Genomic DNA, 25523 nt, shown 5'->3' on the forward strand with positions numbered 1-25523 from the left:
GAGCTCACGTTTCGCTGATCGTGTCGCCGCAGGTTCGGGGTCACCAGGGGATGACGCCGTCGTCCTCGAAGAACGAACCGGTCGGGCCGCCGTCGGGCAGCGTGGCGAGCCGGATCGCTGTGGCTGCGCCCTGTTCGGGCGTGCGGGGTCCTTGGAAGCCGGTGAAGTCGGTCGCGACCAGGCCCGGGCAGGCGGCGTTGATCAGGATGCCGGTATCGGCGAACTGCCGGGCGTACTGCACGGTGACGGCGTTGAGGAACGACTTCGACGGCGAGTAGGCCGCCATGACAGGGCCGATCTCGATGTCCGGGTCCGCCTGCCGGGTCAGGGACGCGACGCTGCTGGAGACGTTGACGATGCGTGGCGAGGCCGAGCGCCGCAGCAGCGGCAGCATCGCGTTGGTCACCCGGATGACACCGATGACGTTGGTCTCCACGACCGTGCGGACCACGTCGAGGTCGAGCGTGGTCGGGTCCTGCACCCACCCCGGACCCACCTCTCCCGAGATGCCGGCGTTGTTGACCAGGGCGTCCAGGCGCCCGGCCTGCCGTTCGACCAGTTCCGCGGCATCGGTGACGCTTCGGTCGCCGGTCACGTCCAGCGGCACCCCGAACGCGTTCACCCCGCCGGCGCGCAGCTTCTCGACGGCGGTCTCGAGCCGGGCCCCGTCTCGGGCTCCCACGCCCACGCGGTATCCGAGGGCGCCCAGCCCGGCCGCGATCGCGTAGCCAATCCCCTTGTTCGCGCCGGTCACCAGCGCGATCCTCGTTTCGCTCATGCCGTTGATGTTCGCTGCCGGACGAGCGGGGCAGCCAACACCGATCCGGTGCCCTGTCATACCCGGTAGGTATCACTGGCTATGCTGTGGCCGTGGACACCTTGGAGACCCGCGAGCTGAGGTACTTCATGGCCGTCGCCGAGGAGCTGCACTTCGGCCGCGCCGCCGAGCGCCTCGGCATGGCCCAGCCGCCGCTGTCCCGGGCGATCCAGCAGCTCGAGCGGCGCCTCGGCGTCTCCCTGCTCGAACGCAACCGCCGCGGCGTCTCCCTGACCGGCGCCGGGGAGGTGCTGCTGCACGAGGGCCGCGCGGCCCTCGACGCGACCACCGCTGCCGCTCGCCGCACCCGTCGCGCCGGTGGCGCTGACCGTTCGGGCAGCCCCCGCCATCGCCTGGTCCTGGCGGTGAAGGCCGCCGGGTCTCACGAGCTGCTGCGGAAGATCCTCGACGCCTACGCGGCCGAGCCCGACGCCGCCGAGATCGAGGTGCTGCCGTGCGGCATCTGTGAGCAGGAAGAGCTGCTGCGCGACGGCCGCGCCGACGTGGCGCTCATGCACGCGCCGTACAACTCCCTCGCCGGGTTCGACAGCGAGGAGCTGATGACCGAGGGGCAGATCGCCATCCTGCCCGCCCGGCACCCGCTCGCCGCGCGCAGGACGTTGTCCCTGGCCGACGTCAGCGACGTCCCCGACCTTCCGCTCGCCCGCTGGCCCCACCACGGCACCTACCCACCCGGCCCGGGCCCCGAGGTCCACGACCAGACGCAACTGGCCCAGCTGATCGCCCTCGGACGCACCGTGGCCGTCCTCCCCGACTCCGCCCGCGCCTGGCTGTGGGCCGAGCACACCGCCGTCCCCTTGACCGACGCGCCCCCCGTCGTCACCCACATCGCCTGGCCCGCGCACAGCCGCTCCCTCGCCCTCGCCGGACTGATCCGCACGGCCACACAGCTATGACCCTCTCTTGCCGTTCATACTGGAACGCACCTCCAAGAGCGGTCTCTTAGTGGTCCGGCTCGCCTGCTGTACCCGGCTCGTGCCACGGGCGGCCGTTCCGATGTTCCTGCGGGAGGGGTCACTCGGCCTCCGGCTGGTCGTCAAGGGGTTCAAGCCCTCCCCTCACCGCCGCCATGGTCGCGCCCGGCACGCCCTGACCCGCGAACCACCGCGTGGAAGACGCCGCGGCGGGCGCCGGGCGGTTGAGGCCGGGCGGGCCAGAACTCGTGAATCAGAGGTCGCGCGGCGAGACGGTCTCCATGGCCCGCTTCTAGCGATCTCGGAGGGGGTGGTCAGGATCATCGCCCGTGGTCGGGCTCGGAACCCGGCGCGATCTCGATGGCGTGGGTGGCCATGGCCAAGGCCGAGATCGGCGCGCGCCATCTCAGAATCAAATCTCACTAACATTAGTTTTTGAGATGGCGATAGATGGTCGCTCTGGAGACCTCGAAACGGGCGGCTAGCTCTTCGGCGCTGCGGCCCGCGGCGTACAGGGAGCGTGCCTGGGCGATCTGTTCTTCGGCCAGAAGGGCTCGTCGTCCGCCGTTGCGTCCCCGGGCGCGGCCACGCGCGCGGGGCGCGGCCGGTTCGTTCAGCAGCGCCCTGGCGCCGTCCAGGATCAGGCCGCGCAGCCGTTCGGCCGGCTCGTCCCGGAACAGCACCACCGGATCGGCCAGCCCGGCGACCACCTGGCAGGCGCGCACCCGCTGCTCGAGCCCGCCGCCCGGACCGGCCACCAGGTCGTTGGCCAGGGCGATCGCGGTGCGGAAGCGGTCGGCGATCGGCGCCTGTACAAGAAGCGTCATGTCCTTGACCAGCATGGTGAGCGTCTGACGGTGGCGCAGGTGCACGTCGACATAGCCCTCGATCGCCCGCCACCGCACCTCCTCAACGCTGTCGCACGACTCGGCCCGGGCCAGTACCGCCTCCAGTTCGTCCAGCAGCGGCAGGGTGAGCCGGCGGAGGATCTCCTCCTTGGAGTCGAAGTGGTAGTAGAGGGCGGCCTTGGTGATGCCCACCTCGTCGGCGATGGCCTGCATGGAGGTGGCGCGGTAGCCGCGGGCGGCGAACAGGGCACGCGCCGCCTCCAGGATCCGCTCGGATGTCATGGATCTCACTTACCTGCGGTCAGTTTCTTCGCTAGAGTACTTACCGGCAGTCAGTCTATTGCCGCAGGGATGATCTGTATGCGAACCAAGGTGTCCTTCACCGCTGACGGCGTCCGCTGCGCCGGCTACCTCTACCTGCCCGCCGGGTCCGGACGGGTGCCGTGCGTGGTGCTCTGCCACGGCTTCAGCGGGACGATGGACCGGCTCTTCGACTACGCCGAGCGCTTCGCCGCCGAGGGCTTCGCGGCACTGGTCTTCGACTACCGAAGCTTCGGCGAGAGCGACGGCGAGCCCCGCCAGGTCCCCGACATCGACGGCCAGCTCGTCGATGTCCGCGCCGCCGTGGCCTTCGCCCGGCGGCACGAGCGGGTCGACCCCGGCAGGGTGCTGCTGTGGGGCAACTCGCTGGGCGGCGCGCACGCCATCACCGTGGCCGCGAGCGATCCCCGGATCGCCGTCGTGGTGGCGCAGATCCCGTTCAACGGATTCCCGAAGAAGGTGGAGGGACGCTCGACCGGTGAGACGCTGCGGCTGCTGGGGGCGATCGTCTGGGACGCGCTACGCGGCAAGCTGGGCCTGCGGCCGTACTACATCCCCATGGTGGGACGGCCGGGAGAGCTCGCCGTCACCGCGACTCCCGAGGCCGACCAGCACATCCAGACCCTGACCGGCGGGCAGACGACGTTGTGGCGCAACAGCGTCGCGCCCAGAGGGCTGCTGCAGATGATGCGCTACCGGCCCGCCGAGGCCGCGGCCCGCCTGGCCTGCCCGCTGCTGGTCTGCGTCGCGGCCGAGGACCGGGAGACGCCGCTGGAGACCACCCGGGTGCTGGCCGACCGCGCGCCGCGCGGCGAGCTGCGTGTCTACCCCGGCAGCCACTTCACCTTCTACACCGACCCCAGCTTCCGGGATCGTGTGGTCGCCGACCAGATCGCCTTCTACCGCCAGACTTCCGCGACCGTGTGACGGAGGACGCCAGTGAGCGAAAAGGATCATGGCCGCCGAAAGTAAGCGTCTCGGAACCCGCATCGAGCGCTTGATGCAAAATGACAAGTACTTGCTATCGTCCGTCAAGTGAACCACGCAAGTACGGCAGCACACGTCGAACTCGCCGGCGAACTCCTCCGGCTGGTCGAAACCCGGGTCGTCGACCCGCTGGAGATCCTTCTCGAGTCGGATGACCAGGTCCGGCCGATACGGGAACGGCTGCGCACCGAGGCCGAGGTGTGGGCGGCACAGCTGCTCGGCCCGGACGACGCCCTCGCGGTCCGTACGTCGGCGCGCCTGATCGCGGCGGCCTTCCCCGGCGACGGGCCGTTCGACCCGCCGGAGGCGTGGTGGCGTTCGGCCTTCGGGCAGGCCGTCGCCCGCCGCGTGGGCCACCCGGGGGCGGTCGCCGTGTCGTACGCCACGGCCGCGGCCATGCTCGGCATCACCCGCCAGGGGGTTCACGACCTCGTCAAGCGCGCCAAGCTCGTACGCCATCCCGACGGCGGGGTGACCACCGAGTCCGTACGCGCCCGGCTCAACCAACCGAAGGAGCAGCGTGCCCCCTCAGGACATCACCCTCGCTGACCACGTCATCCCGCCCGCGGCCCGCGACCACGGCGGCGCCGGCTCCGCCGTACTGCGCCTGCATGGGTTGGGCGGGCGCTCGAAGCGCGGGACACCCTCGCACCGCTCCAGGCCCGAAGGCACCGGATCGTCACCGTCGACCTGCGCGACCTCGCCGAGCTGAACGCCCGGTTCCCCGCGGAAGGGTGAGCAAGCGCAGGCCGGCCCCTGGCGTCAGGCGGTGCGGCGGGAGCGGGCCAGAGCCAGCCCACCGGCGACCATGGCGATCGGCCCGACCACCAGGTCCACGTAGCCCCCGACGATTCCGTAGCCGGCGCCGGGACCGCCCTCGGCGGCGGCCACGACCAGCCCGCCGATGACCGTGCAGGCCAGCCCCGCCGCCAGGGCCACGACGGCTCCCCTCCTCCCCCCGTTGCCGATACGGCCGGCGGAGCGGGCCAGAGCCAGGCCGCCGATGACGACGCCGGCCAGCCCCAGCAGCGCGGCCACCGCGGACCACAGACGCCCGGCGGTCAAGGCGTAGGCACCGACAGGCTGGGCCACAACGTGCGCGGCTGCCGGTGTGGCGAGCCCCACGATTCCTGCGAGGGCGGCCGCGGCGGTGGTCAGCAGGTTACGGACGGACATGGGGATCCCTTCTGTAGAGCTGTCTGCCTGTACGCACACACGTACAAGATCACGAGAGGATCGAGGGGTACGGTCATCGGGGCCTCGATCGCGCGCTTGGATTCGCTGCGGTCAGCCGCTCGGCTCGGTGCGCCGGGAGCGAGCCAGAGCCAGCCCGCCGAGAACCGCACCGACCAGCCCGAGCATCAGGGCCAAGGCTGCCCCGAAGACTCCGTTGCCGGTGCCGAGACCGCCGTCGGCGACAGCCAGTTTCACCGCGCCGTTGAGCCCGCCGGTCAGCGCCACCACCAGGGCCACGACGGCTGCCCTCCGCCCGCCGTCGCCGACACGACGGACTGAGCGCAGCGCCAGCCAGCCGATGGCCACGCCGCCCAGCGCCACCAGTGCGGCCACGCTGGCCCAGATCCGCTCAGGGGTTCCGAGGAACGTGTCGACACCCTGGCCCGCGCATTCCGCCGCCGACGTACACACGGGCGAGGCCGCCTGTGCGGCAATCACATACAGGACGGACATTGAGCTTCCTTTCGGTCGCATGACGGGCGTCGGCAGCGTGTGCAGCGCGGTGACTCGGCCGATGCCGGCCGAGGTGCCGGTGACGAGCGCGAGCGCCTGGGAGGGGTTTCACGAATCGATCGTCGCGCCGTCGAGGCGGCCACGGCCTCCGGCAGCGGACGGCAGCGTCTACGCAGCTCCGCGTACACGGTTCGTGCCTCGGTACGCCCGTCGTCGTAGGCGGCCGCGCGTCTGGGCGGAGTGTTCTCGCGGGCGGCAACCGTAGGATCGCGGCATGGAACACCGCGTGGTGTCGTTGCGCCTGCCCGCGCCGGCGCAGGACCTGTTGCTCGCGCTCTTCATCACCGTGATGCAGGTTCAGGGCACGATAGTCCGCAATGCCGGCGAGGTGGTGCAGCGTCCCCTTACCGACCTCGGGAACCTGGGATATGTCCTGCTGGTCGTGAGTGGCGTGGTCGTTGTCGCCCGCCGCCGGTGGCCGGTTCCGGTGTTCGTCGTCACCGCGCTCACCAGCCTGGTGTACTACGGCCTCGACTTCCCGGACGGGCCCGGTTGGCTCGGGCTCTTCGTCGCCCTGTACGCCGTCGCCGCCTACGGTGACGGGCGCCGGTCGCTGGTGATCGCGGGCGTGGGCACCACGATGCTCGCCATCGCCTGGCTGGTCGCCGCGGCCGACATCGAGCCACGCGCCGCCATCGGCTGGGTGTTCTTCCGGATCGGCGCGTCGGTCATGAGCGCGGCCCTCGGCGAGTCGGTGCGGTCCCGGCAGGTCATCGCGGCCGAAGCGCAGGAGCGCGCCGCGCTGGCCGAACGGACCCGCGAGGAGGAGGCGCGGGCGCGGGTGGACGCCGAACGGCTCCGGATCGCGCGCGAGGTCCACGACACCGTCGCGCACGCCATAGCGATCATCAACGTCCAGTCCGGCGTCACCGCGCACGTGCTCGACAAGCGGCCCGAGGTGGCACGCGAGGCGCTGCGGGCCATCGAGCAGACCAGTTCCCGGGCGCTGCAGGAGATGCGGGCCATCCTCGGGGTGCTCCGTGACGACGACGGTGACGGCGGGCGCGTGCCGTACCCCGGGCTGGGGCAGATCGACGAACTGGCCGCCAAGGCACGCGAGGCGGGACTCGACATCCAGCTAGAGGAGACGCCGCCCCCGACCCCGCTGCCGAGCGCGGTGGGAAGTGCCGCGTACCGGATTGTTCAGGAATCGATCACCAACGTGGTCCGCCACGTCGGCCCGACTCGGGTGACGGTCGCGCTCAACCCCGGACTCGAGGCCTTGGAGATCCGCGTGACCGATGAGGGCCGCCGTGCCGCCCCAGTTCATGGCCCCGCGGTCCCGCGCCCACCGGCCCCGCATCCGGCCGGCGCCGGCGGCTCGGCCAAGCCCGGTCGCGGCATCCTCGGAATGCGCGAGCGCTGTCAACTGCTGGGCGGAGAGCTCGACGCCGGGCCGCTCGCGGGTGGCGGGTTCGAGGTCAAGGCACGACTGCCCCTCGCGCCGACCGGGGTGCGCCTGTGAACGCGGCGGTCGCGTCACCGCTGACCAACGCGCCGATCAAGGTGCTGGTCGCGGACGATGAGCGTCTCGTACGTTCCGGGTTCAAGGTCCTGCTCGACCTCGAGGACGACATCACGGTGGTGGGAGAAGCCACCAACGGCGCCGAAGCCGTCGAGCGGGCCCGCGCCACCCGCCCCGACGTCGTCCTCATGGACATCCGCATGCCCAAGCTGGACGGGATCCAAGCCACCGCCCAGATCGCCGGGACGCGCGGGCTGGAGCAGGTCCGAGTCCTCATCCTCACCACCTACGACACCGACGAGTACGTCTTCGACGCCTTGCAGGCCGGTGCCAGCGGCTTCCTGCTCAAGGACGCCGGGCCGGCCGAGCTCCTGCAGGCCATCCGGGTGATCGCCGCCGGAGACGCGCTGCTCGCGCCGCGGATCACCCGACGCCTCATCGGCCAGTTCACCGCGCGCCGAACAGCCGCCCGGGACGCGGACGAGCGGCTCGCGGTGCTGACCGAGCGCGAGCGCGAAGTGCTGGCCCTGGTGGGACAGGGCCTGAGCAACCACGAGATCGGTGCCGAGTTGTTTCTCAGCCCGGCCACCGCGCGCACCCATGTCAGCCGCGCGATGACGAAACTGGGTGCGCGCGACCGTGCGCAACTGGTCGTCATCGCGTACCGAACCGGACTGGTCAGCCCTGCGACGTAAGGCAGGGGCCGCTTCGAGCCCCCACCGACGGCTGGTGGGCTCATCAGCGACTACCAGCGGGCCGGCTTCTGAGCCGAGCTCAGGGCCGCTGCCGGAACGGGGCCGGCGTGGCGCGCACGAGGTCGGCGGCGCCCCAGCCGGGGTCGAACTGGGCGCCGGGGGTGCCCCGCGGTCGCGGCGCAGCACCGGGTAGGCTACGGCAGCCGGCGGACCGGGACGGTGGTGGACCGGTTCTGGCTGGACGGCCCGCTGAGGAGCTCAGCGGTGGAACAGGCCGGGTTCATGGAGCGGCCGGCCACCCTGCGCCCGCCCGCCTCGCGCGCGCACCAGCGCGCCGTCCCGCGACCTGATCGAGCAGGAGAAGAAGGACGGGTACGTGCTGTACGCCAAGTCAGGCCGGCAGAACGCCCTCGGCCCCGGCACGGGCTGGCGGGCCGGGTGGGTCGAGCGCGCCACGCTCGCGCGTGAACCGCTGCACCGGCTGAACGTCCCGCCCACGGCGTGAGCGTTTCCCACAAGGACCCCTCCGACCACGGCGACCGTCGCACGGTCGCCGTGGTCGTCGCCATCCAGGCGGCCATCTCGCTGGGCTACTTCGCGGCGATGACGCACGTCGTCATACACCTCAGAGTCGACCTGGGGTTGGCCGCCGGGCTGATCGGCCTGGTGCTGGCGCTGCGCAATCTCGTGCAGCACACGCTCTCCCTGCCGGTCGGCGCGCTGGTGGACGTGCTCGGCCCGGTGCGGATCGGAATGGTGGCGTGCCTGCTGCGCGCGGCCGGGTTCGCGCTGCTGGGCACCGTGTCCTCCCTGCCCTGGCTGGTCGTCGCGGCGGTGTTGCTGGGCACGGGCGGGGCGCTGTTCCATCCGGCGGCGCAGTCGCTGCTGGCCGGGCTCGCCGAACGGCGAAGGGCGCGCGGATACGCGGCGTACGCCATGACGTTGCAGGTCGCGGCGGTGCTCGGCCCGGTCCTTGGGCTGGCGCTGCTGAGCGTCGGCTACTGGCTGGTGGCGCTGACGGCGGCGGCGCTGTGGGCCGGCGCGGCGTTCCTGTTCTCACTGGTGCGGCACGTCCCGCGCGTCCGGGTCGGGAGCGGGGTCGTCTCCGGGGTGCGAACGGTCCTGCGGGATCGGGTCTTCCTCTGGTTCGCGGCCGTGTCGACGCCCGCGGTGCTGCTGACGGACCAGTCATCGGTGGTGGTGCCGCTCGGCGGCGTGGACGCGGGGCCGGTGACCGTGTTCTCCTGCGTGCTCGCCATGGTGTCGGCGGCGGTCCAGCCGTGGTACGCGGTGCCCGGCCGCGCCGACCGGCCCCGCGTGCTGCGCGTGGGGCTGTTGTTGGCCGCGGGCGGCCATCTGCTGCTGGCGGCCGGCGCGGGCGGCGGGTTGACGGGCCTGGTGGTGGTGGCCGTGTTGCACGGGCTCGCCGACGGCCTGCTGCAACCGGCGGTGTTCCAGACGATCGCCCGGCTCGCTCCGCCGGCGCGTTTCGGGGCTTACCTGGGCGTGCAGACGTTCCTCTCGGGTCTGTTCGCGTTCGCCGGCGGCATTGCCGTGGGCTGGTCGTTCGACCGGGGGCCGAGCGGGGCGACGGCGGCGCTGGTCGTTCTGGCGTTGACCGGTTGTGCCGCGGCGGCCTGCACCCGCTCGCTCCCCGGGCAGGGGGCCGACGCCCGGGGCGTGGGGCAGGCGGTCAAGAGCGACAGCGGCTCATCCGGTTCCCAGGAGCACCAGCAGCCGGCCGAATCCCGGTGACGCCGAGGCTGATGGGCCGGGACGGTGGCCACATTGCGCGAGGCAGATGGGAGGGTTGTTCGGATACGCGAGAATGCCCGGTGTGATTGTGAACAAGGCGATCTACTGCAACGGCGTGCGTGAGACCATCAGCGGCGACATCAGCGATGCCTTCAACGCGGCTCGGGCCAGGGGCGACTGCTTCCTGTGGATCGGCCTGCACGAACCCACGCAGGAGGAGTTCGATCTGATCACCAGCGAGGTGAAGCTGCATCCGCTGGCGGTGGAGGACGCCATCCATGCCCATCAGCGGCCCAAGCTCGAACGCTACGACGACACCCTGTTCGTGGTGCTCAAGCCCCTGATGTACGTGGAAGAGACCTCCGACATCGAGGTCGGCGAGATCAACATGTTCCTGGGCGACGACTTCTTCATCAGCGTCCGCCACGGGCAGGCCAACCCGCTGAGCGGGGTGCGCAGGCGCGTCGAATCCGATCCCGACCTGCTGGCGGCCGGTCCGGCCGGGGTGCTGTACGCGGTCTGCGACCAGGTCGTCGACACCTACTCCCAGGTCTCCCACGAGGTCGAGCACGATCTCATCGCGCTCGAACGCCGCGTCTTCAGCGGCGAGAACACCGATGTCACCGCCGACATCTACTCCCTCAAGCGCGAGGTCCTGGAGTTCCGGGCCGCCCAGGACCCGCTCGTACCGGTCCTGGAGGAGATCGTCAAAGGCCGGGTGGCATTGTGCGCCGGCACCCGCGACCAGTTCCGCGATGTCCTGGACCACCTGCTCCGCGTGGACGCCCAGGTCGACGAGCACAACGAGCTGCTCACCAGCGCCTTGAGCGCCCACCTGGCCCTGGTCGGCCGTGAGCAGAGCACGGTGGCCATGCAGCAGAACGCCGACATGCGCAAGATCTCGTCATGGGCCGCCCTCATCGCCGTCCCCACCATGATCGCCGGCATCTACGGCATGAACTTCGACTACATGCCCGAACTGCACTGGCTGCTCGGCTACCCCTTAAGTCTCACCGTCATGGTCATCGCCGTGCTCATCGTCCACCGGCTGCTGCGAAAGAGCGGATGGCTATGAGAACGCCCAATCTCCCCCGCAGACCCTCCCCGAGCAGACTTGTTCTTGCCGCGGTCGTCGCCTGGATCGTCCTGTTGACCGTCATCATCCTGCTCGATCCCCACGGCTCCGGCCCGTGAGTCCGCACCCGCTGTCAGCCACCGCGGGCAGGGCGGCGTGACCAGGCCGGCTTGATCGGGGCCAGCAACGACAGGCCGGCCAGCGCGAACGCCGGCACGAGCGCCCAGCGCAGCACCACGGACCCGACTTCCTGCGTTCTGGCCATGGTGCCGAGCGAACTGCCGATGCTGCGGTACACCTCGTCCAGCGAGTCGGCCGTCTGAGCGTCGTAGGTCCGCCCGGCGGTGCCCTCGGCCAGGGTGCGCAGCGTTTCGGTGTTCGGCGGGACCGGCAGTTGGCGGCCGTCGATCTCCACGGTGCCGTTCGGGGTGCCGAAGGCGATGGTGGAGACCGGCACCTTGCTCCGGGCGGCGTCCTGGGCGGCCTCCGGCACCGTCCGGCCCGCGGTGTTGTCGCCGTCCGACAGCAGCACGATGGCCGCCGGCGGCGGGTCGCTGGCCGCCTGCTGGTCGAAGGAACGGATGGCGTCCAAACTGGAGAAGACCGCCTCGCCGATGGCGGTGCCCGACGCGGGCTGGAGCGTCTCGATGGCCTGAGCCACCGCCTCGTGGTTCACCGTGGGCGAGACCACCACGGCCGCCGATCGGGCGAAGGACACCAGGGCCACGTTGAAGCGCTCAGGCAGGCTGGTGATGAACGTCTTCGCCGAGGACTTGGCCGCCTGCAACCGGGACGGCGGGATGTCGGTCGCCACCATGGACAGCGACACGTCGATCGCCACCACGATGGTGGCCCGGTCCCGGGGCACGAGAACCGTGGCGGTCGGGCGCGCGGCGGCCACGACGAGCAGCCCCATCACCAGCGCGAACAGCCCCGCGGCGACGTGCCGCGACCAGGTCGCCCGGTTCGGTGCCACCAGGTCCAGCAATCTCAGGTTCGTGTAGCGCGCGGCGTAACGCGGCCGAAGGAGCTGCACGACGAAGTATCCGGCCACGGCGGCGGCCAGGACCACGAACAACCACAACCATCCGGCGGCCTGAAAGCTCATCCTGCCTCCCCGCGGACAGCACCGGCGCCCCGGAGCGGCGCCCGCGGCCTGACTTCTCCTCGGCGCGCCCGTCACATGCGGACATCCGCAGGTCTACCCCCGGCCGGCGGACACATGCGCCGCATGAGACATGTCTGCCGGTACGAAGGAGTGTGCGGTATCTTGAGCAGGTTCTTCCGGATACCGCCGGGACCGGCGGCCAAGGGCGAGGAGGTGAGGCTGCATGAGCAGTCAACCTCCCAGTCCGGCTCGCTGAGCGTCTCATCCCTTTCTGACCAGCGCCGCTCTGCGGCTCGTTCGGCTGTGCCGCCGTGCTGGTGACCCTTGAGGTGTCTCCGGAGGTCCCCCATGATGATGTCCGATTGGCGTTCGCGCGTCCTGCGCCCGGTCCGGCGAACCGAATCAGCAACGGCCAAGGAGCGGGAGCCCTCCCCCGAGCAGTCGATGGACCCGCGTGGCCACCGCCCCGTACGGTCGGCCGACGGCCAGGTCGTGGATGCCGCTCTCTACCGGCACGGCAAGCGCCTGGACAGCCCGTCCACCCCCACCGAAGTCCGCGCGCGCCTGAGCGAGCAGTCCGGCGGCATGGGCTGGATCGGTCTCTACCAGCCCGACGAGGCACACCTCGCCGCGCTCGGCGAGGAGTTCGGGCTGCACGAGCTGGCCATCGAGGACGCCATCGTGGCCCACCAACGTCCCAAACTGGAACGCTACGGCGACACCCTGTTCGTCGTGCTCCGCGCCGCCCGCTACGACGACGACGCCGAACAGGTCGAGTTCGGCGAGATCCACCTGTTCGTCGGCCCCGACTTCGTGCTCACCGTCCGGCACGGCAACGCGCCCCCGCTGCATCCGGTACGCGAACGCATGGAAGCCGACCCGGAGCTTCTGGCCCGCGGCTCCGAAGCCGTCCTGTACGCCGTGCTCGACCACGTCGTCGACGGCTACGCCCCCGTCATCGCCGGGCTGCAGAACGACATCGACGAGATCGAGACCCAGGTTTTCGGCGGCGACCCCGGCGTGTCCAGGCGCATCTACGAACTGTCCCGTGAAGTGATCGAGTTCCAGCGCGCCACCCGTCCCCTGCTGGTCATCCTGAACAGCCTGACCGCGGGCTTCGACAAGTACGGCACCGAGGAGGAGCTCCAGCGTTACCTGCGCGACGTCGCCGACCATGCGACCACCGTGGCCGAGCGCGTGGACGGCTTTCGCCAGATGCTCGCCGACATCCTCACCGTCAACGCCACCCTCGTCTCCCAGGCGCAGAACGAGGAGATCAAGCACATGACGGAGGCCAGCCTCGCCCAGAACGAGGAGATCAAGAAGATCTCCTCCTGGGCGGCGATCCTGTTCGCCCCCACCCTCATCGGCACCGTCTACGGCATGAACTTCGAAGCCCCCGGCATGCCCGAACTCCGCTGGCCCTACGGCTACCCCTTCGCTCTCGGCCTGATGGCCCTGACCTGCCTGGGCCTGTACCTGATCTTCAAGCGCCGGGACTGGCTCTGACCGCACCTCCCAGGCAGCATGTCCTCCGAGGAGATCCTCACGGTCTCGGCAGGCGGAGCGCTATCACCGCGATGTCGTCCAGCCCGCTGGTCGGGAGCCCGCTGACCACTGTGTCGCAGAACCTGTCCGCCGGCTCGTCGGCGACCGACTCCGCCAGGCTGCGCAGCCGTTCGAGGCCACGGTCGAGATGCTCGCCCGGCCGCTCGACGAGGCCGTCGGTGTACAGCAGGAGCGTGCTGCCCGGCGGCAACGGCTCCACCTGCGAGACGCGCGCCCCCTGATGGGGGAGGCCCAGCAACGGGCTGACGGCGCCCTCCAGGAAACGTCCCCGGCCTTCGGCGGTGACCAGCAGCGGCGGCGGATGACCGGCCGCCGCGTACCACAGCCGGTAACCGCCGTCGGACTCCTCCACGCGGGCGTACACGCACGTGGCGGTGACGTCGTCCGCCAGCGACTCCATCGCGATGTTGAGCCGGGTGAGGATCTCCCCCGGCGGTTCGCAACGATCCATCGCCAGCGCGCGCAGCATGTTCCGCAGCTGGCTCATCGCGACGGCGGCGCTCAGATCGTGGCCGGCCACATCGCCGATCACCAGGACCGGGACACCGTCGGGCAGGACGAAGGAGTCGTACCAGTCGCCGCCCACCTCCGCCGCCGCCGGGCTCGCCCGGTAGCGGGCCACGATCTGCAGACCGGGCAGGCGTGGTGGCTCGGCGAGCAGGCTGTACTGCAGGGCGAGCGCGATCTGCTGTGCGCGCTGGAAGCGGATGGCCCTGCTCAGGGCGTCATGGGCGTGGTCGAACATGCGGTTCAGCAGGCTGATGTCGGCTTGGCTGATCGGCGGGCGGTCGCCGCACGTCACCACGCAGACCACGGCGGGCACCGCACCGTCGACCACGACCGGCAGGACCAGCGCGCTGTTGGCGTCGTTCGTCGTCAGCCACGGCAGCGTGCCCGTGGGGACGAGCGCCGGTGGCGGCGAGCCGGCGGGGAACCGCTTCAGCAGGGGCCGCCGCCGCCGTACGGCCTTGACGAAGGCGTTGCCGGCGGGAAGCTGCTCCTCGCTGTAGGGCGGCAGCCGCTTCAGGCCGGGGCGCGCGGCGGTGGCCAGCCGCTCGATGACGAACGGAGCGCCGCCATGGCGCTCGTCGGTCAGGTCGGTGACCAGATAGACACCGCAACCGTCGCCCAGTTCCGGCACGATGACGTCGGCCAGCGCGCCGAGCATCTCCTCCAGGCTGTGCAACTGCGTCGTGACGGCGGCGGCACGGTCGAGCAGGCGCTGGCGCCGCTGCTCCTGCCACTGCTGCTCGACGTCGGTGGACGTGCCCACCCACTCCACCACCTGGCCGTCCACGCAGATCGGCACCGCGCGGAGCTGGAAGTGCCGGTAACCGCCGTCGACGGTGCGCAGCCGGTAGACGTGCTCCCACATCTCGGTGGTCTCGGCGACCGCCCGTGACCAGGACTCCACGGTGGCCGGTCGATCATCAGGGTGGACCGCCCGCAGCCAGCCCTGCCCGCGGTAACTCTCCCACGGCTGCCCGGTCACCCGCTCCCAGCTGGGGCTCGGCTCGGACACGTAGCCTTCCCTGCTGGTCACCCAGAAGATGTCCGCGCTGACGCGCATCAGGCTCTCGTAGCGCCGCAGGATGCGGTGGCGCTCCTCGGCGTTGGCCGTCAGCCGGTGCGCGGCGGTGGTCTGCTCGGTCACGTCCATCACCACCACGAGCACCCCGTGGTCGCCGGGCCCGAAGACGACCAGCGACAGGCTGAAGGTGAAGAACCGCTCCCCCAGGTCCCGGCGGCCGCGTATCGGCACCGCCGGCTCGGCCGTGCTGATGACCGGCTCGCCGGTGGCGTACACCTGGTCGAAGAGCGGAAGGTAGTGCGGCAGCACGGATTCGGAGAAGGCCTCCTCGACGGACACCCCGCCCCCGGGATCGCTGACCAGCGACTGGTACACGGCATTGCTGTAGATCAGCCGGTGCCCCGAACCCCGGGTCACCGCCACCCCCACCGGCGCGGGATCCAGCATCTCGAACGACAGCCCGCTGCTTCCGCGATCTACGACATCCATCGTGACCTCCCCCGACGGTCACAAGCACCCTCAGCCCTACCCATGGATGGCAGAGCACGAACTCGACCTCGCCTTCAGCGCGCTGTCTTCGAGGTGGCCAGGGCGCCCCCTCCCGGCCCGATCACGGATCCCGAGCGAATCACCGACCTGAACGTACGCCGACGAGACCGGCTCGGCGGCGTACTCCACGCGTGTTCACATGCCGCTTCCCGCACCACTACGCCGAACACGACGGAGGGCTTCGGGCCGAAGTGGTCGCGCGACCGGGACCGCGCCTCCACCCTCGAAGGCAGCGGGCCTAGGTGGTCACGAGCTGGCGGGTGATGCTGGGATCGCTGATCCTGGTGTCGTCCGCCAGCAGGAACGCCTTCGACAGGATGACCGACAGCATCCCGCCGTCCTCCTCGAACGGCAGGAACACCGATGCGGCGGAGCGGTCGCGGCCGGGGACGATGCACAGGTAGGCGTCGTTCGGCTCCATCAGGATGTTGCCCGACCCCAGATGAATCCGATAGGTACGCAGTTTCCCGCGCACGCGCAGGAACCGGTCGGTCAGCTCCGCCCGGTCGGCGATCTTCAGCCGGGGCAGCAGCCGGGCCAGCGCGTCACGCCGCGTGCGAGCGGTCTCGCTCAGTTCGCCGAACCCGTACGAATGCCAGTAGCCGTCGTACCCGACCGCCGCCTGCTGGTCGAGCCCCAGGGACCCGACCCCCACGGCGAGGTCGGCGTCGCGCAGCAGCTCCGACAACACCAGCGGCGGCACTTCGGTGAGCGGCGCGTCGCCGGGCAGATCCGCGCGGCGGAACCGGATCGCGTCGGTGGCGGCGCAGGAGGCCGTGCCCCAGGCGTCCTGTTGGGGGTCGGAGGCGACCTGCATGCCCCAGCTCGCCTGCCAGCCGGCGAGCGTCTTGACGGCCGCCCCTACGTCGCCGCCGCACTCGTAGTCCCAGTGACCGATCGACAGCCCGCTCCAGCCGCGCTGTTCCAGCAGGGCCTTGGCCTGCCCGTAGCGCACGAAGTGACCCTTGAACCGGTCGGAGTGGGTGCGGGTGCGCTCCTCGGCCGGGGTGAGCAGGTAGACCTCGCGGAACGCCTGCTTGAACGGCTGCCTGATCCCCCGCTCCAGCAGGTGGTCGCGCCAGCCGCGCACCCCCTCGGCGCTCTCCTGGACAGGGTGCCACAACCGGACGGGCGTGTCGGCGCCCGGACGCACGGATCTGCCGCTCGCGCCGGCCAGTGCCCAGCCGCCGCCGCTCCTGACCGGCAGCCCGGCGAACCCGTCGGGGAGCCGCCAGATGAGGGCGCGGGTGTAGGGGCCGGTGACGGGATGGTCGAAGAAGTATCGCTCGGCCTCCTGCCAGGGCAGCTCCCGTTCGACGATGAGCATCTGCTCCAGGCGCAGCCGCTCGGCGGCCTGCGTACGTTTGAGGTCTTTCAGCGTGGCCTTGAGATCGGCGAGCACGGGATCCTTGCGGATGGACTGGGGCGCCGTCTTGACGACGCGCCCGGACGCGTTGACGAACCGCAGCACCGGCCCGTCGACGTCGAGCCGGACGACGCAGTCGCCGGCCTGCTCCTCCCGGACCCCGTCGGGGCCGAGCCCGAAGGCCGGGACCGTCCGGTCGACGAGCTGTTCGTGGCTCAGCCCCTCTTGCACGGCCACCGCGTCGAGGGCATCGGCCGCCTTCGCCAGCAGGGCCGGTCGGCGCAGCTTGGCTCGCACGCGCGCGAGCACGCCGACCGTGTCGAGGCCGCCCCGCTCGGCCAGCACGTTCAGTGCGGCGTTGGCCAGTCGCTCGTTGCGGCAGACGGCGGCGCCGCCGGTGCCGTTGCGCCCGATGCCGCAGTTGATGGCGACGTCGCCGAGCAGCGTGGACACCCAGGGCGCGTCGATCACCTCGCAGGTCCACAGCATGCCGCGCAGCGGGAGAGCGGTGTGGCAGGCGAGGAAGACCCTGCCGCCGGGCTCGCGGCTCTCGCGGTGGGTGGCCAAGCGGGAGAGGATCTCGCGCAGCACCGCCACGCCGTCGTCGGTGAGCAGCATGCGGACCTTGGCGAGCCAGGGCTCGCTCGGCCTGTTGGCCTTGGCCTTGCGCCAGTGTTTCAGCAGGGGCAGCACGGCGGGGTGAGCCAGCCGGGCGGCGTATTTCCCTGCCATGGCGCGGGCGATGGGGTCGCCGTCCCAGACCAGGCTGCGCACGACCCCGGCCGGCCCGTGCTCCGGGGGCTCGGTCAGGACCCGCTCCAGGTCCTTGCGTAACGCGGCCCGGCCGGGGCTGCGGTGGGCCGGGTGCCACGGCGGCGCGTCACCAAGGATCTGACGGCGCTCGGGGTGTCCGAGCGTCGCGATGGCGGCCAGCGGAATCCGGTACACCTCGGCGTGCCCGGTGTGACCGGAACTCGACAGCGCGTCGGCGATCTCCCACAGAGAGCGCGTGTCCTCGAACGTCCAGGGGATGTCGCCGCCGGCCACCTCGCGCACCAGCCGGAGCACCTCCTCGGGGTGCTCGTGGCCGCCCTTGTCGCCCAGGCTGAGCCGCAGTTGCGCCCATAGGCCGAACGCCCTGCGCCCGGCCTCGTCGGTGCCGGGCCGCCCGCCCGCGTCGTAGCGGGCGAACAGCGCACGCGGCAGCCCCTCGAGGCGGTAGTTGAGCAGGTGGCTCTGGGACCGGGGAAAGTTGTCGAGGACGCCCATGTCAGCCTCCGGCCCTCGGCACGAGGCGGACGAGCTCGCGCGCCGGGCTCGCGCCGGGCCGAGCGGGAGGCGGGATCTGGACTGAGCACCTGCCGGCAGCGCTCTCGTCTCTGAAGATGGCCGTGGCCATGGGGGGGCTCCATCGTCGTCGGTCGGTCAACGTGACAGGCCATAGGTATCAACGGGCACCGACAATCAGCCTCACTCGCGGAGCCGACCAAGATTTTTTCCGTTCCCGGACACCTGACCCGGTGATCAGGGCTCGACGACCACCTTGATCGCGCCGGCGCCGCGGTCGGCCGCGACGCGGAACGCTTCCCGAGCCTCCTGGATCGGGAACCGATGCGTGATGATCGTCCGCGCGATATCGGGCTTCTTGGCCAGCATCGACGCCACTTCCTCGACTTCGCGGACCCCCTCGTGCCTGCCGTAGGCGATGCTGTTGACGTAGGTCAGCTCCTTGACCAGGCTCTGGGTCCCCGGGATCGGCAGCGTCGTCCGGTACACGCCCAATGCGACGATCCGGCCTCCCGGACGTGCCGCGTCCGCGGACCGAGCCAGGCTCGACTCGCTGCCGGCCGCATCGATCACCACGTCGTAGGTCCCCTCCGGCCGCCCTAATCCAAGTCGCTCGGCGGCGGTCAGCTGATGGTTGTGCCGGGTGTCCACATCGGCGTCCAATCCTTGATACTGGGCTGCCGCACCTGTCAGGAGCCCGATCGACCCCCCGCCGACCACGAGAATGCGCTCTCCTGGTTGCGCCTGCGCGCGGCGCAACGCGTGCCAGGCGACGGCGCCGGGTTCGATCAGGCACGCGTCCTTCACGTCCAGCTGCGGGGGCAGGGCCAGCAAGGTGTATTCCGGCACCACGACCGCCTCGGCAAGGCCGCCGTCCCGGTACATCCCGAGGTTCCCGTGGCCGGCCTCGGTGCACCGCTGTGGATTACCGGCACGGCATTCCGCGCATTCCCCGCCGTAAATGGTCGGTTCGACGAAATAGGCGTTGCCGGTGTCATCCACTCCGGCGAATTCATGGCCGTAGACGAAGCTGGTGACGCCGAGGTTGGCGAACATGACGTCGGTGCCGCAGATCCCGGCGGCGGCGACCGACAGCCGTACCCCCGCTCCACCAGGTTCATCGACCTCGACGGTGCGGATTCCGTCATCGGTGTTCACTACCGCGAACATGTTGCGTCTCCCCGCTCTTCAACCACCGTCTCGGTTCTCCTGCTTCAACCTGGCGGGTGACAGGGTGAGGGGACGTCACCTCATCAGGGTGATCAGCCCGAGCTGCGCACCGCGCGGCTGGTGGCCACCGCGGCGACCTCCAAGGTCCTGAGCGCGCGCACGATCGACACCGTGCGCCCGCGCAACATCTTCGACGAGCTCGGCATCACCTCCCGCCGACAGCTCGGCGACCTGCGGCTTCCCTCACCCCAACCGGCGTGCGCCACACCCCCGAGAGACGGTCGAGTCGAACGTCCGGCTCCGTAAGGAACTGCCCGGGTCAGCGGCGGCGAGCGAGCGGTGCGAGCAGGCCAAGGGCGCGGGCACGGGTGACCGCCTCGGCCCGGCGGTTGATGCCGAGCTTGCGGTAGAGGTTGCGCGTGTGGGTCTTGACGGTGTTCGGCGAGAGGGACAGTTCGTCGGCGATCTCCGGTGCCGACAGATTGGTCGGCAGGTACCGCAGCACACGGATCTCGCTGTCGCTGAGCGGCTCGAGCGGCGGCGGAGGCGCGGTCCGCCCGGGAGCGGGGCTCCTTCCGGCGAGCAGGCTCTGGATCTCGGCGATGAGGGAGGCGTGCCGGGTGCGGTGTGCGCTGTGCCTGCTGAGCAGGTGCTGCGTCGGCTGCAGCAAGAACCAGATCAACACGCCGCCCGGTTCGGCCAGATCGAGAGCGCGTTCGAGGGCGCGCTCGGCGGCGCCGGGGTCGCCGAGCGCGTCCCTGGCGATCGCCTCCAGCAGGAACGCCTGTTCCAGCCAGTCCGGCCAGGGCACCGATGCGGAACCGTCCAGGACCGGCGCCAGGGCGTCGGTCGCGGCCCGTGGGTCGGCCTGGGTGAGCCGCAGCATCGCCAGCGCTATCCGCATCTCCCCGCGGTCGCGATCGTGCTGGTCCAGGTCGGCGAGGGCCTGGGCGGCGCGCCTGGTCTCGCCGGAACGCACGAGAACCTGAAGCCGGAACGCGTGCATCGCCATGCCCATCGGATTTGGCGCGGCCAGCAGTTCGGACAGCGGCTCGGCCGCGTGGAAAGCGGCCAGTGCCTCGACGTGCCGGCCGCGTGCCATCTCCAGCATCGCGCGGACCAGGCAGATCCCTATCCCGGCCAGGGGCTGGGCGTTGGCCACGAGGGTGCGTTCGGCGCGCTGGACCCAGGCTTCCGACTCGTCCAGCCGTCCTTGCCAGACCCGTACCGCCCCGAGCGTCATGTATGCCACCCCAGCGGCCGGCTCCTCGGTCCAGCCGTGCCGCCGGGCCAGGTCCACCGCCTGCATTCCGTGGTCGGCCGCCTGCTCGAAGGAGAGGAAGAACTCGTTGGCCGCCTGGTAGGCGAGGCTGCTGAACTCCAGGTACGGTCGCCGGATTCGCCGGGCCAGCGCGCGGCTCAGTTCAAGGTCCCGTCGTGCCTGCGCGAATTCGGCCATCCAGTACTCGGTGCTGTCCAAGCTGATCAACGCGAGCGCGCGCAGCTCCTCGCCGAGCCCGGGCCGCATCTCGTTGCGCGCCGCGGCCATCTCCTGCAGGTTTCGTGCCTGCTCGGCCGCCGCCGGCAGGTCCGCGCGCCGGCGGGCCAGCATCAGCCGGACGATCCCGAGCACGAGACGCGCGTGTTCGCGCCGTTCGGCGGGCACGGCCGGGAAGTTCCGCTCCGCCAGGCCGAGATGTCGCTGCGCGGCCTCCACCGATCCGTGCGCGAGTTCCTCCGCGGCGAACAGGGCCGCGAGTTCGCCGTCGGTCGCCACCACATCGTCGGGGAATCCCTTGAGCAGGTCGCGAGTGGTGGCGGCCTGACCGTCGAGGCACAGGACGGGCCAGTGGTCGGCGAGCTGCCGGGCGGCCAGGTTCCAGTCGTGGGCGGCCTGGCTGTGCCGGATCGCGCCAACCGGGTGCCCGTGCGCGGCGAGCCATCCGGCGGCCGTCCGATGCAGTGCGGTGAGTTCACCCGGCGCGGTGCGGCGCAACTCCAGCCGCAGCAGGTCGGTGAACAGCCGGTGGTAGCGGAACCACGACCGTGTCGCGTCCAGGCAGACCACGAACGCGTTCGCCTGCTCCAGGTCCTGCAGGATGCGCTCCCCGCCGCTGCCACCGGTGAGCAGGTCGGCGAGCTCGCCGTTCACCTGCTCCAGGACGGACGTCCGCAGCAGCAGCTCCCGCACCTGGCCGCTCTGCCGCTCCAGCACCTCGGCCAGCAGGTACTCGGCCACCGTCCGCTCGCTCCCGGAGAACTCGGCCACGAACCGCTCCGGAGCCTGATGTCCGGCCAGTGACAACGCCGCCAGGCGCAGCCCCGCCACCCAGCCCTCGGTGCGCTCCAGCAGCAGCGTCAGCGCGGGCTCGGGCAGCCGCACCCCGGCGCCGTCCAACAGCTCCCGCGCCTCCTCCAGCGTGAAGCGCAGATCGGCCGTCCTGATCTCGGTCAGTTCGCCGTCCAGCCGCAGGCGATGCAATCCCAGCCGCACGTTCTGCCGGGTGAGGAGAACGAACCGCAACGCGGACGGTGCCCGCATCACCAGCAGCTCAAGTTGCCGGCGCACCTCTGCCGAGCCCAGCTCGTGCACGTCATCGATCACGAGCCAGGTCCGGTCCGCCAAGGGCGCCAGGTCGGTCAGCAGCCGCTCCACGATTCCCCAGCCGTCCAGATCGGGTGCCGCCGTCAGTGCCCGCACCAGCGCCGACCCCGGAACCGTCCCACGCAGCGCGTCGAGCACCGACAGCCAGAACCGCTGCGGGTCACCTTCGTCGTGTCCGACCGCCACCCAGGCGACCCGCTCGTCGATGCTCGCTTCATCGATCCACGACTGGACCAGGACCGTCTTCCCGCTACCGGCCGGCGCCGCTATCACGGTCACCCGACCTGCGGCTGCCAGCCGTCCGAACAAGACCGGTCGCGGCACGAATCCACCCAGGCGAACGCGGGGGACCCCGTCGTCAGGTCGCATAGCCCAGATCTAATCACCCGGATGAGGTGATGTTCCCTCACCTCTTCTGTTGCGCACTTTCAAGATCGCGACGCGACGTCCCGCCCCGAACCCGATCACCGGTCCGGCCGCAACCGTCGTCCTGAACGTACGCCGACCGGTCGTCATGAGCCGGCGTCCGGTCACGGCCACCCGAGCGGAGGTCCTCATGGGCGGTGGGATGGCCACTGGATCGTGCTGCGGCACGACCTGGCCCGCGGCGCCATCCACGGTCTTTCACATGGTCGGGTCCCAGGTGACGGGCAGCCCGTACAACCCGTAGATCAACATGTCGTCGCGCAGCGGAACCTCCCCTTCCGGTACGGCGAGCCGCAACGTGGGGAACCTGTCGAACAACGCCGGCAGTGCCACCTCCATCTCCACCCTCGCGAGCTGCTGCCCCAGGCACTGGTGGATGCCGTGCCCGAAGGCCACGTGCCCGGAAGCCGACCTGTGCAGGTCGAGTGTGTCCGGCTCGGCGAAGTGCTGGGGGTCGCGGTTGGCGGCGGGGATCGAGACGGTGACCGACTGGCCCGCCTTGATCTGGACCCCGCCGAGCTCGAGGTCCTCCAGGGCGGCGCGCACGCCGGCGGGGATGATGCTCAGATATCTGAGCAGTTCCTCGATGGCGCCGCGCCGGCGCAGGGCGGGAATCTGGTCGCGGTGGCTCATGAGAGCGTAGGCGCCCAGGCTGATCATGTTGGCTGTGGTGTCGAGTCCCGCGCCTACCAGGATGAACCCGATGGTGGCCAGCTCGTCGTCGGTGAGGTCGGAGCTGCCGGCCAGGCCGCTGAGCAGGTCGTCGGTGGGATTGGCGCGTTTGGCGTGGATCAGCTCGGCCACGTACCCGCGTAGGGACATGAAGGTGGCGGCTTTGTCTTCCGGCGAGACGTCCATGCGTCCCAGGACGGCCATTTCATCGTAGAACCGGCTCCTGTCGCCGTCGGGCACCCCGAGCAGTTCGCACATCACCTGGCCGGGGATGGGCACGGCGAACGCCTGGACGAGATCCACGGGCGGGCCCTGCTCCTGCATGGCGTCCAGCCGCTCTGCGGTGACCTGTTCGATCCTTTCGGTGAGCCGGCGCATCCGGCGGACGGTGAACTGGCCGGTCAGCAGCTGCCGGTAGCGGGTGTGCTCCGGCGGGTCCATCGCGGTGAAGGCCCCCGGCGGCGCCGGTTGCGGCTTGTCGCTGATGCCCACTCCTGTCAGCGGGTTGTGGAGAAGCTCGGCCTTGTGGCTGAGGCGCGGGTCGGACAGCACCTCACGGACCAGGGCATGGCTGGTCACCAGCCAGCCCTCGTGTCCGTCTGGATAGGTCAGTGGGGAGACGGGTTGCTCGGCGCGCAGGCGCGCGAGCTCCGGTGCCGGGTCGAAGGGGCAGCCGGCCTGGCGTTGTGTCAGCAAGGACATCTGTTCGCCTCTCTTTGATGCCTTCACTTCCGAGATAACACCACTATGAGTAAAAGTACAACTTATGTAAGTTTAGTGATGATGTAAGATGTCGCCCATGGAGGACGGCAGGCGCGAGCGCAAGAAGCGCCAGACCAGGAAGTTGCTCGTCGACACCGCGTTCAGGCTGTTCGCCGAGCAGGGTTACGAGCGCACCACGATCGCGCAGATCGCCGCCGCGGCCGACGTGGCGATGAAGACCTTCTTCAACTACTTCCCGAGCAAGGAGGACGTCGTCTTCGGCAACGCGGGCTCCTACGTGGAGGCGGCGCGGCGGCTGATCGCCCAGCGCGAGCCTGACGAGAGCGTTCCCGACCTGCTGATACGGCTGTACGACGGGGAAATCGTCAACTACTTGACCGAGGGGCCCACGGCAGGCGACGTCGAGCGGATGGAGGTCTACAAGCACATGGTGATGACCGTGCCCGCCGTGCAGGCCAAGGGGCTGCAAGTGCTTTTCGACATCCAACGGGGGATGGCTGAGGCGCTGGTCGAGGCGTACCCTGACGAGCTCGACCCGATCAGCGCGGCGGCAGCGGTCGGCTCGATGATCGGCGCGGCGCAGGCAGCGGCGATGGCCAGCTACGAGCGGTCCGGCCCCGTGGAGCAGGAGCAGCTCAAGGCGGCCAGACGCGGCCTCGACCTGGCGATGAAAGGGCTCAACACACTAGGCCGTGGCCTCGTACGACCAGTGAAACCGTCTGCACCGCTTCCTCCCTCCTCGCAGGGTGCTTGATCTGCGGTTTCGACCTTCAGCGCCCGTGGGTGCAAGATCGTGATCGAGCGCTCCTGACGGCGCCGGCCCGCTTCCTCCCGATGGATCGTTGACGTTGCGAACGCATCCCGCGCTCGTGCCGAAACAGGCCGGCTCCCCGCCGCCTCGTGATGGAGGTGGCGACGCGGCGCGTTCACATTCTGGCAACCGGTCAATTGACCGGGCACCGATGACTTCCGGGCGGCATTGGCGTCTAAAGCCCTGGCGACAGGCCACGGCCGCCGCGGCCACGCGAGCCCTGCGGCACGGGACACGCACGTCCCCCAGCAAGCACGGTCCCCAGACGATCCGAGACCACGGAGATTCGATCATGCGGAAACTGATAGCGACGGTGTTCAACTACTCCCTCGACGGCCTGCTCGCCGACGAGGGCACCGAGTTCTGGAAGTTCTGCTTCGACCTGCCCGAGAATCGTCAGCCCGACGACCCGGCGCACCTCGACTTCCTCCAGAGCGCCTACGCGCACATCATGGGCCGCACCGCCTACGAGGGCATCGCCGAGGGCATGACAACCTCCACCGACCACCCGTTCGCCGACATCCTGACCGCCGCGCGCAAGGTCGTCTTCTCCCGGACCCTGAAGACAGCCGACTGGGCCAACACCACCATCGCCGCCGGTGACACGACAGAAGAGATCGACAAGCTCCGGCAGGGCGGCGACGGCCACATCGTGGTCTGGGGCGGCGTCAGCCTCTGGCGGTCACTCATGCGACTCGACCTGATCGACGAGCTCCAGCTGAGCATGTTCCCTTACGTCGCGGGCGAGGGCACCCGGCTGTTCGACGGCGTCCCCAAGTCCTACCAGCTCGACCTGGTCTCCAGCACCGCCTCCAGCAACGGGATCATGTATCTGCAGTACCGGAGACCCCTGTGACCCAGCGGCCGGCATGCACGACGAGCACCGGTCAGACGACCGCCGCCACCTGTCCGAGGAGTCCACGACCCCACTCGAACCGACCAGCGGTACCGGCGGCATCGCCGCGATCGACAGCGCTCCTGCTTCTCACCGACATTCCGGGGCCGCCTGGCTCCCCGAAGCGGTGACACCTCCCGGCGGACGCCGCGCCGGGGCCTGCC

At 70.5% G+C, this 25523-nt stretch carries 21 protein-coding genes; 11 read left to right on the forward strand and 10 right to left on the reverse strand.

The features are described 5' to 3' along the window. Nucleotides 1-40: 40 nt before the first annotated feature. Nucleotides 41-778: an SDR family oxidoreductase gene (locus tag ACBJ59_RS16160; RefSeq protein ID WP_375111037.1), complete on the reverse strand. Its 738-nt coding sequence runs from the start codon at nt 776-778 to the stop codon at nt 41-43. Nucleotides 779-870: 92 nt separating this feature from the next. On the opposite strand from ACBJ59_RS16160, the gene ACBJ59_RS16165 reads away from it, so the two are divergent. After that, entirely contained in the window at nt 871-1734 is an 864-nt protein-coding gene (locus ACBJ59_RS16165) for a LysR family transcriptional regulator (protein ID WP_375111038.1), read from the forward strand. Nucleotides 1735-2180: 446 nt separating this feature from the next. On the opposite strand, the gene ACBJ59_RS16170 is transcribed toward ACBJ59_RS16165, so the two are convergent. After that, entirely contained in the window at nt 2181-2882 is a 702-nt protein-coding gene (locus ACBJ59_RS16170; RefSeq protein ID WP_375111039.1) for a TetR family transcriptional regulator, read from the reverse strand. 78 nt (nt 2883-2960) lie between these two features. Between ACBJ59_RS16170 and ACBJ59_RS16175 the strand changes: the two genes are divergently transcribed. Then, entirely contained in the window at nt 2961-3848 is an 888-nt protein-coding gene (locus ACBJ59_RS16175) for an alpha/beta hydrolase (protein WP_375111040.1), read from the forward strand. 108 nt (nt 3849-3956) lie between these two features. Continuing rightward, the gene (locus ACBJ59_RS16180) at nt 3957-4457 is read left to right on the forward strand and encodes a hypothetical protein (protein ID WP_375111041.1); all 501 of its coding nucleotides are present in this window, start codon (nt 3957-3959) and stop codon (nt 4455-4457) included. 213 nt (nt 4458-4670) lie between these two features. Here the strand turns inward: ACBJ59_RS16180 and ACBJ59_RS16185 are convergent, their stop codons facing one another. Both ACBJ59_RS16185 and ACBJ59_RS16190 read right to left on the reverse strand, forming a co-directional pair. Continuing rightward, nucleotides 4671-5084 carry a DUF6223 family protein gene (locus ACBJ59_RS16185; RefSeq protein ID WP_375111042.1) on the reverse strand — a complete coding sequence of 138 codons (414 nt, stop codon included), beginning with the start codon at nt 5082-5084 and terminating at the stop codon, nt 4671-4673. 111 nt (nt 5085-5195) lie between these two features. Continuing rightward, entirely contained in the window at nt 5196-5597 is a 402-nt protein-coding gene (locus ACBJ59_RS16190) for a DUF6223 family protein (protein WP_375111043.1), read from the reverse strand. A gap of 274 nt (nt 5598-5871) precedes the next feature. Between ACBJ59_RS16190 and ACBJ59_RS16195 the strand changes: the two genes are divergently transcribed. The 5 genes from ACBJ59_RS16195 (at nt 5872) to ACBJ59_RS16215 (ending at nt 10647) form a co-directional block, all read left to right on the forward strand. Further along, nucleotides 5872-7122 (forward strand): sensor histidine kinase, encoded by a 1251-nt coding sequence (locus ACBJ59_RS16195; RefSeq protein ID WP_375111044.1) that lies wholly within the window; start codon nt 5872-5874, stop codon nt 7120-7122. Then, nucleotides 7119-7817, forward strand: a complete 699-nt coding sequence (locus ACBJ59_RS16200) for a response regulator (RefSeq protein ID WP_375111045.1) — start codon at nt 7119-7121, stop codon at nt 7815-7817. The genes ACBJ59_RS16195 and ACBJ59_RS16200 overlap by 4 nt, the downstream gene beginning before the upstream one ends. Nucleotides 7818-8193: 376 nt before the next feature. Then, nucleotides 8194-8322: a hypothetical protein gene (locus ACBJ59_RS16205; RefSeq protein WP_375111046.1), complete on the forward strand. Its 129-nt coding sequence runs from the start codon at nt 8194-8196 to the stop codon at nt 8320-8322. After that, entirely contained in the window at nt 8319-9572 is a 1254-nt protein-coding gene (locus ACBJ59_RS16210) for an MFS transporter (RefSeq protein WP_375111047.1), read from the forward strand. Before ACBJ59_RS16205 ends, ACBJ59_RS16210 begins: the two co-directional genes overlap by 4 nt. 73 nt (nt 9573-9645) lie before the next feature. Continuing rightward, the gene (locus ACBJ59_RS16215; protein ID WP_375111048.1) at nt 9646-10647 is read left to right on the forward strand and encodes a magnesium and cobalt transport protein CorA; all 1002 of its coding nucleotides are present in this window, start codon (nt 9646-9648) and stop codon (nt 10645-10647) included. 133 nt (nt 10648-10780) lie between these two features. Here the strand turns inward: ACBJ59_RS16215 and ACBJ59_RS16220 are convergent, their stop codons facing one another. Beyond that, entirely contained in the window at nt 10781-11755 is a 975-nt protein-coding gene (locus ACBJ59_RS16220) for a VWA domain-containing protein (protein WP_375111049.1), read from the reverse strand. A gap of 354 nt (nt 11756-12109) precedes the next feature. Between ACBJ59_RS16220 and corA the strand changes: the two genes are divergently transcribed. Next, on the forward strand, nt 12110-13264 hold the full coding sequence (gene corA, locus ACBJ59_RS16225) for a magnesium/cobalt transporter CorA (protein WP_375111514.1): 1155 nt from the start codon (nt 12110-12112) through the stop codon (nt 13262-13264). Between the two features lie 37 nt (nt 13265-13301). On the opposite strand, the gene ACBJ59_RS16230 is transcribed toward corA, so the two are convergent. The 5 genes from ACBJ59_RS16230 to ACBJ59_RS16250 form a co-directional block, all read right to left on the reverse strand. Next, a complete protein-coding gene (locus tag ACBJ59_RS16230) occupies nt 13302-15344 on the reverse strand; it encodes a SpoIIE family protein phosphatase (RefSeq protein ID WP_375111050.1) in 2043 nt (680 codons plus the stop codon). Nucleotides 15345-15642: 298 nt separating this feature from the next. Then, nucleotides 15643-18039 carry a DUF4132 domain-containing protein gene (locus ACBJ59_RS16235; protein WP_375111051.1) on the reverse strand — a complete coding sequence of 799 codons (2397 nt, stop codon included), beginning with the start codon at nt 18037-18039 and terminating at the stop codon, nt 15643-15645. A gap of 255 nt (nt 18040-18294) precedes the next feature. Next, on the reverse strand, nt 18295-19227 hold the full coding sequence (locus ACBJ59_RS16240) for a zinc-binding dehydrogenase (protein ID WP_375111052.1): 933 nt from the start codon (nt 19225-19227) through the stop codon (nt 18295-18297). A 319-nt stretch (nt 19228-19546) separates the two neighbouring features. Next, a complete protein-coding gene (locus tag ACBJ59_RS16245; protein WP_375111053.1) occupies nt 19547-22111 on the reverse strand; it encodes a LuxR C-terminal-related transcriptional regulator in 2565 nt (854 codons plus the stop codon). 345 nt (nt 22112-22456) lie between these two features. After that, nucleotides 22457-23632 (reverse strand): cytochrome P450, encoded by a 1176-nt coding sequence (locus ACBJ59_RS16250; protein WP_375111054.1) that lies wholly within the window; start codon nt 23630-23632, stop codon nt 22457-22459. 97 nt (nt 23633-23729) lie between these two features. Between ACBJ59_RS16250 and ACBJ59_RS16255 the strand changes: the two genes are divergently transcribed. Continuing rightward, nucleotides 23730-24407 carry a TetR family transcriptional regulator gene (locus ACBJ59_RS16255; RefSeq protein WP_375111055.1) on the forward strand — a complete coding sequence of 226 codons (678 nt, stop codon included), beginning with the start codon at nt 23730-23732 and terminating at the stop codon, nt 24405-24407. Between the two features lie 349 nt (nt 24408-24756). Further along, complete coding sequence (locus ACBJ59_RS16260; RefSeq protein ID WP_375111056.1) at nt 24757-25320, forward strand: dihydrofolate reductase family protein; 564 nt, start codon at nt 24757-24759, stop codon at nt 25318-25320. The last annotated feature ends 203 nt before the right edge of the window (nt 25321-25523 follow it).

Origin of the sequence: Nonomuraea sp. MTCD27 (assembly GCF_041950495.1) — a bacterium.
Classification (GTDB): Bacteria; Actinomycetota; Actinomycetes; order Streptosporangiales; family Streptosporangiaceae; genus Nonomuraea.

Excerpts from the sequence above, each read along its gene's own strand:
- ACBJ59_RS16220 (WP_375111049.1), bottom strand. The coding sequence starts at position 11,755 with ATGAGCTTTCAGGCCGCCGGATGGTTGTGGTTGTTCGTGGTCCTGGCC.
- ACBJ59_RS16190 (WP_375111043.1), bottom strand. The coding sequence starts at position 5,597 with ATGTCCGTCCTGTATGTGATTGCCGCACAGGCGGCCTCGCCCGTGTGT.
- ACBJ59_RS16185 (WP_375111042.1), bottom strand. The coding sequence starts at position 5,084 with ATGTCCGTCCGTAACCTGCTGACCACCGCCGCGGCCGCCCTCGCAGGA.
- corA (WP_375111514.1), top strand. The coding sequence starts at position 12,110 with ATGTCCGATTGGCGTTCGCGCGTCCTGCGCCCGGTCCGGCGAACCGAA.
- ACBJ59_RS16260 (WP_375111056.1), top strand. The coding sequence starts at position 24,757 with ATGCGGAAACTGATAGCGACGGTGTTCAACTACTCCCTCGACGGCCTG.
- ACBJ59_RS16235 (WP_375111051.1), bottom strand. The coding sequence starts at position 18,039 with ATGGGCGTCCTCGACAACTTTCCCCGGTCCCAGAGCCACCTGCTCAAC.
- ACBJ59_RS16195 (WP_375111044.1), top strand. The coding sequence starts at position 5,872 with ATGGAACACCGCGTGGTGTCGTTGCGCCTGCCCGCGCCGGCGCAGGAC.
- ACBJ59_RS16160 (WP_375111037.1), bottom strand. The coding sequence starts at position 778 with ATGAGCGAAACGAGGATCGCGCTGGTGACCGGCGCGAACAAGGGGATT.
- ACBJ59_RS16215 (WP_375111048.1), top strand. The coding sequence starts at position 9,646 with ATGCCCGGTGTGATTGTGAACAAGGCGATCTACTGCAACGGCGTGCGT.
- ACBJ59_RS16170 (WP_375111039.1), bottom strand. The coding sequence starts at position 2,882 with ATGACATCCGAGCGGATCCTGGAGGCGGCGCGTGCCCTGTTCGCCGCC.
- ACBJ59_RS16175 (WP_375111040.1), top strand. The coding sequence starts at position 2,961 with ATGCGAACCAAGGTGTCCTTCACCGCTGACGGCGTCCGCTGCGCCGGC.
- ACBJ59_RS16240 (WP_375111052.1), bottom strand. The coding sequence starts at position 19,227 with ATGTTCGCGGTAGTGAACACCGATGACGGAATCCGCACCGTCGAGGTC.
- ACBJ59_RS16250 (WP_375111054.1), bottom strand. The coding sequence starts at position 23,632 with ATGTCCTTGCTGACACAACGCCAGGCCGGCTGCCCCTTCGACCCGGCA.
- ACBJ59_RS16255 (WP_375111055.1), top strand. The coding sequence starts at position 23,730 with ATGGAGGACGGCAGGCGCGAGCGCAAGAAGCGCCAGACCAGGAAGTTG.
- ACBJ59_RS16230 (WP_375111050.1), bottom strand. The coding sequence starts at position 15,344 with ATGGATGTCGTAGATCGCGGAAGCAGCGGGCTGTCGTTCGAGATGCTG.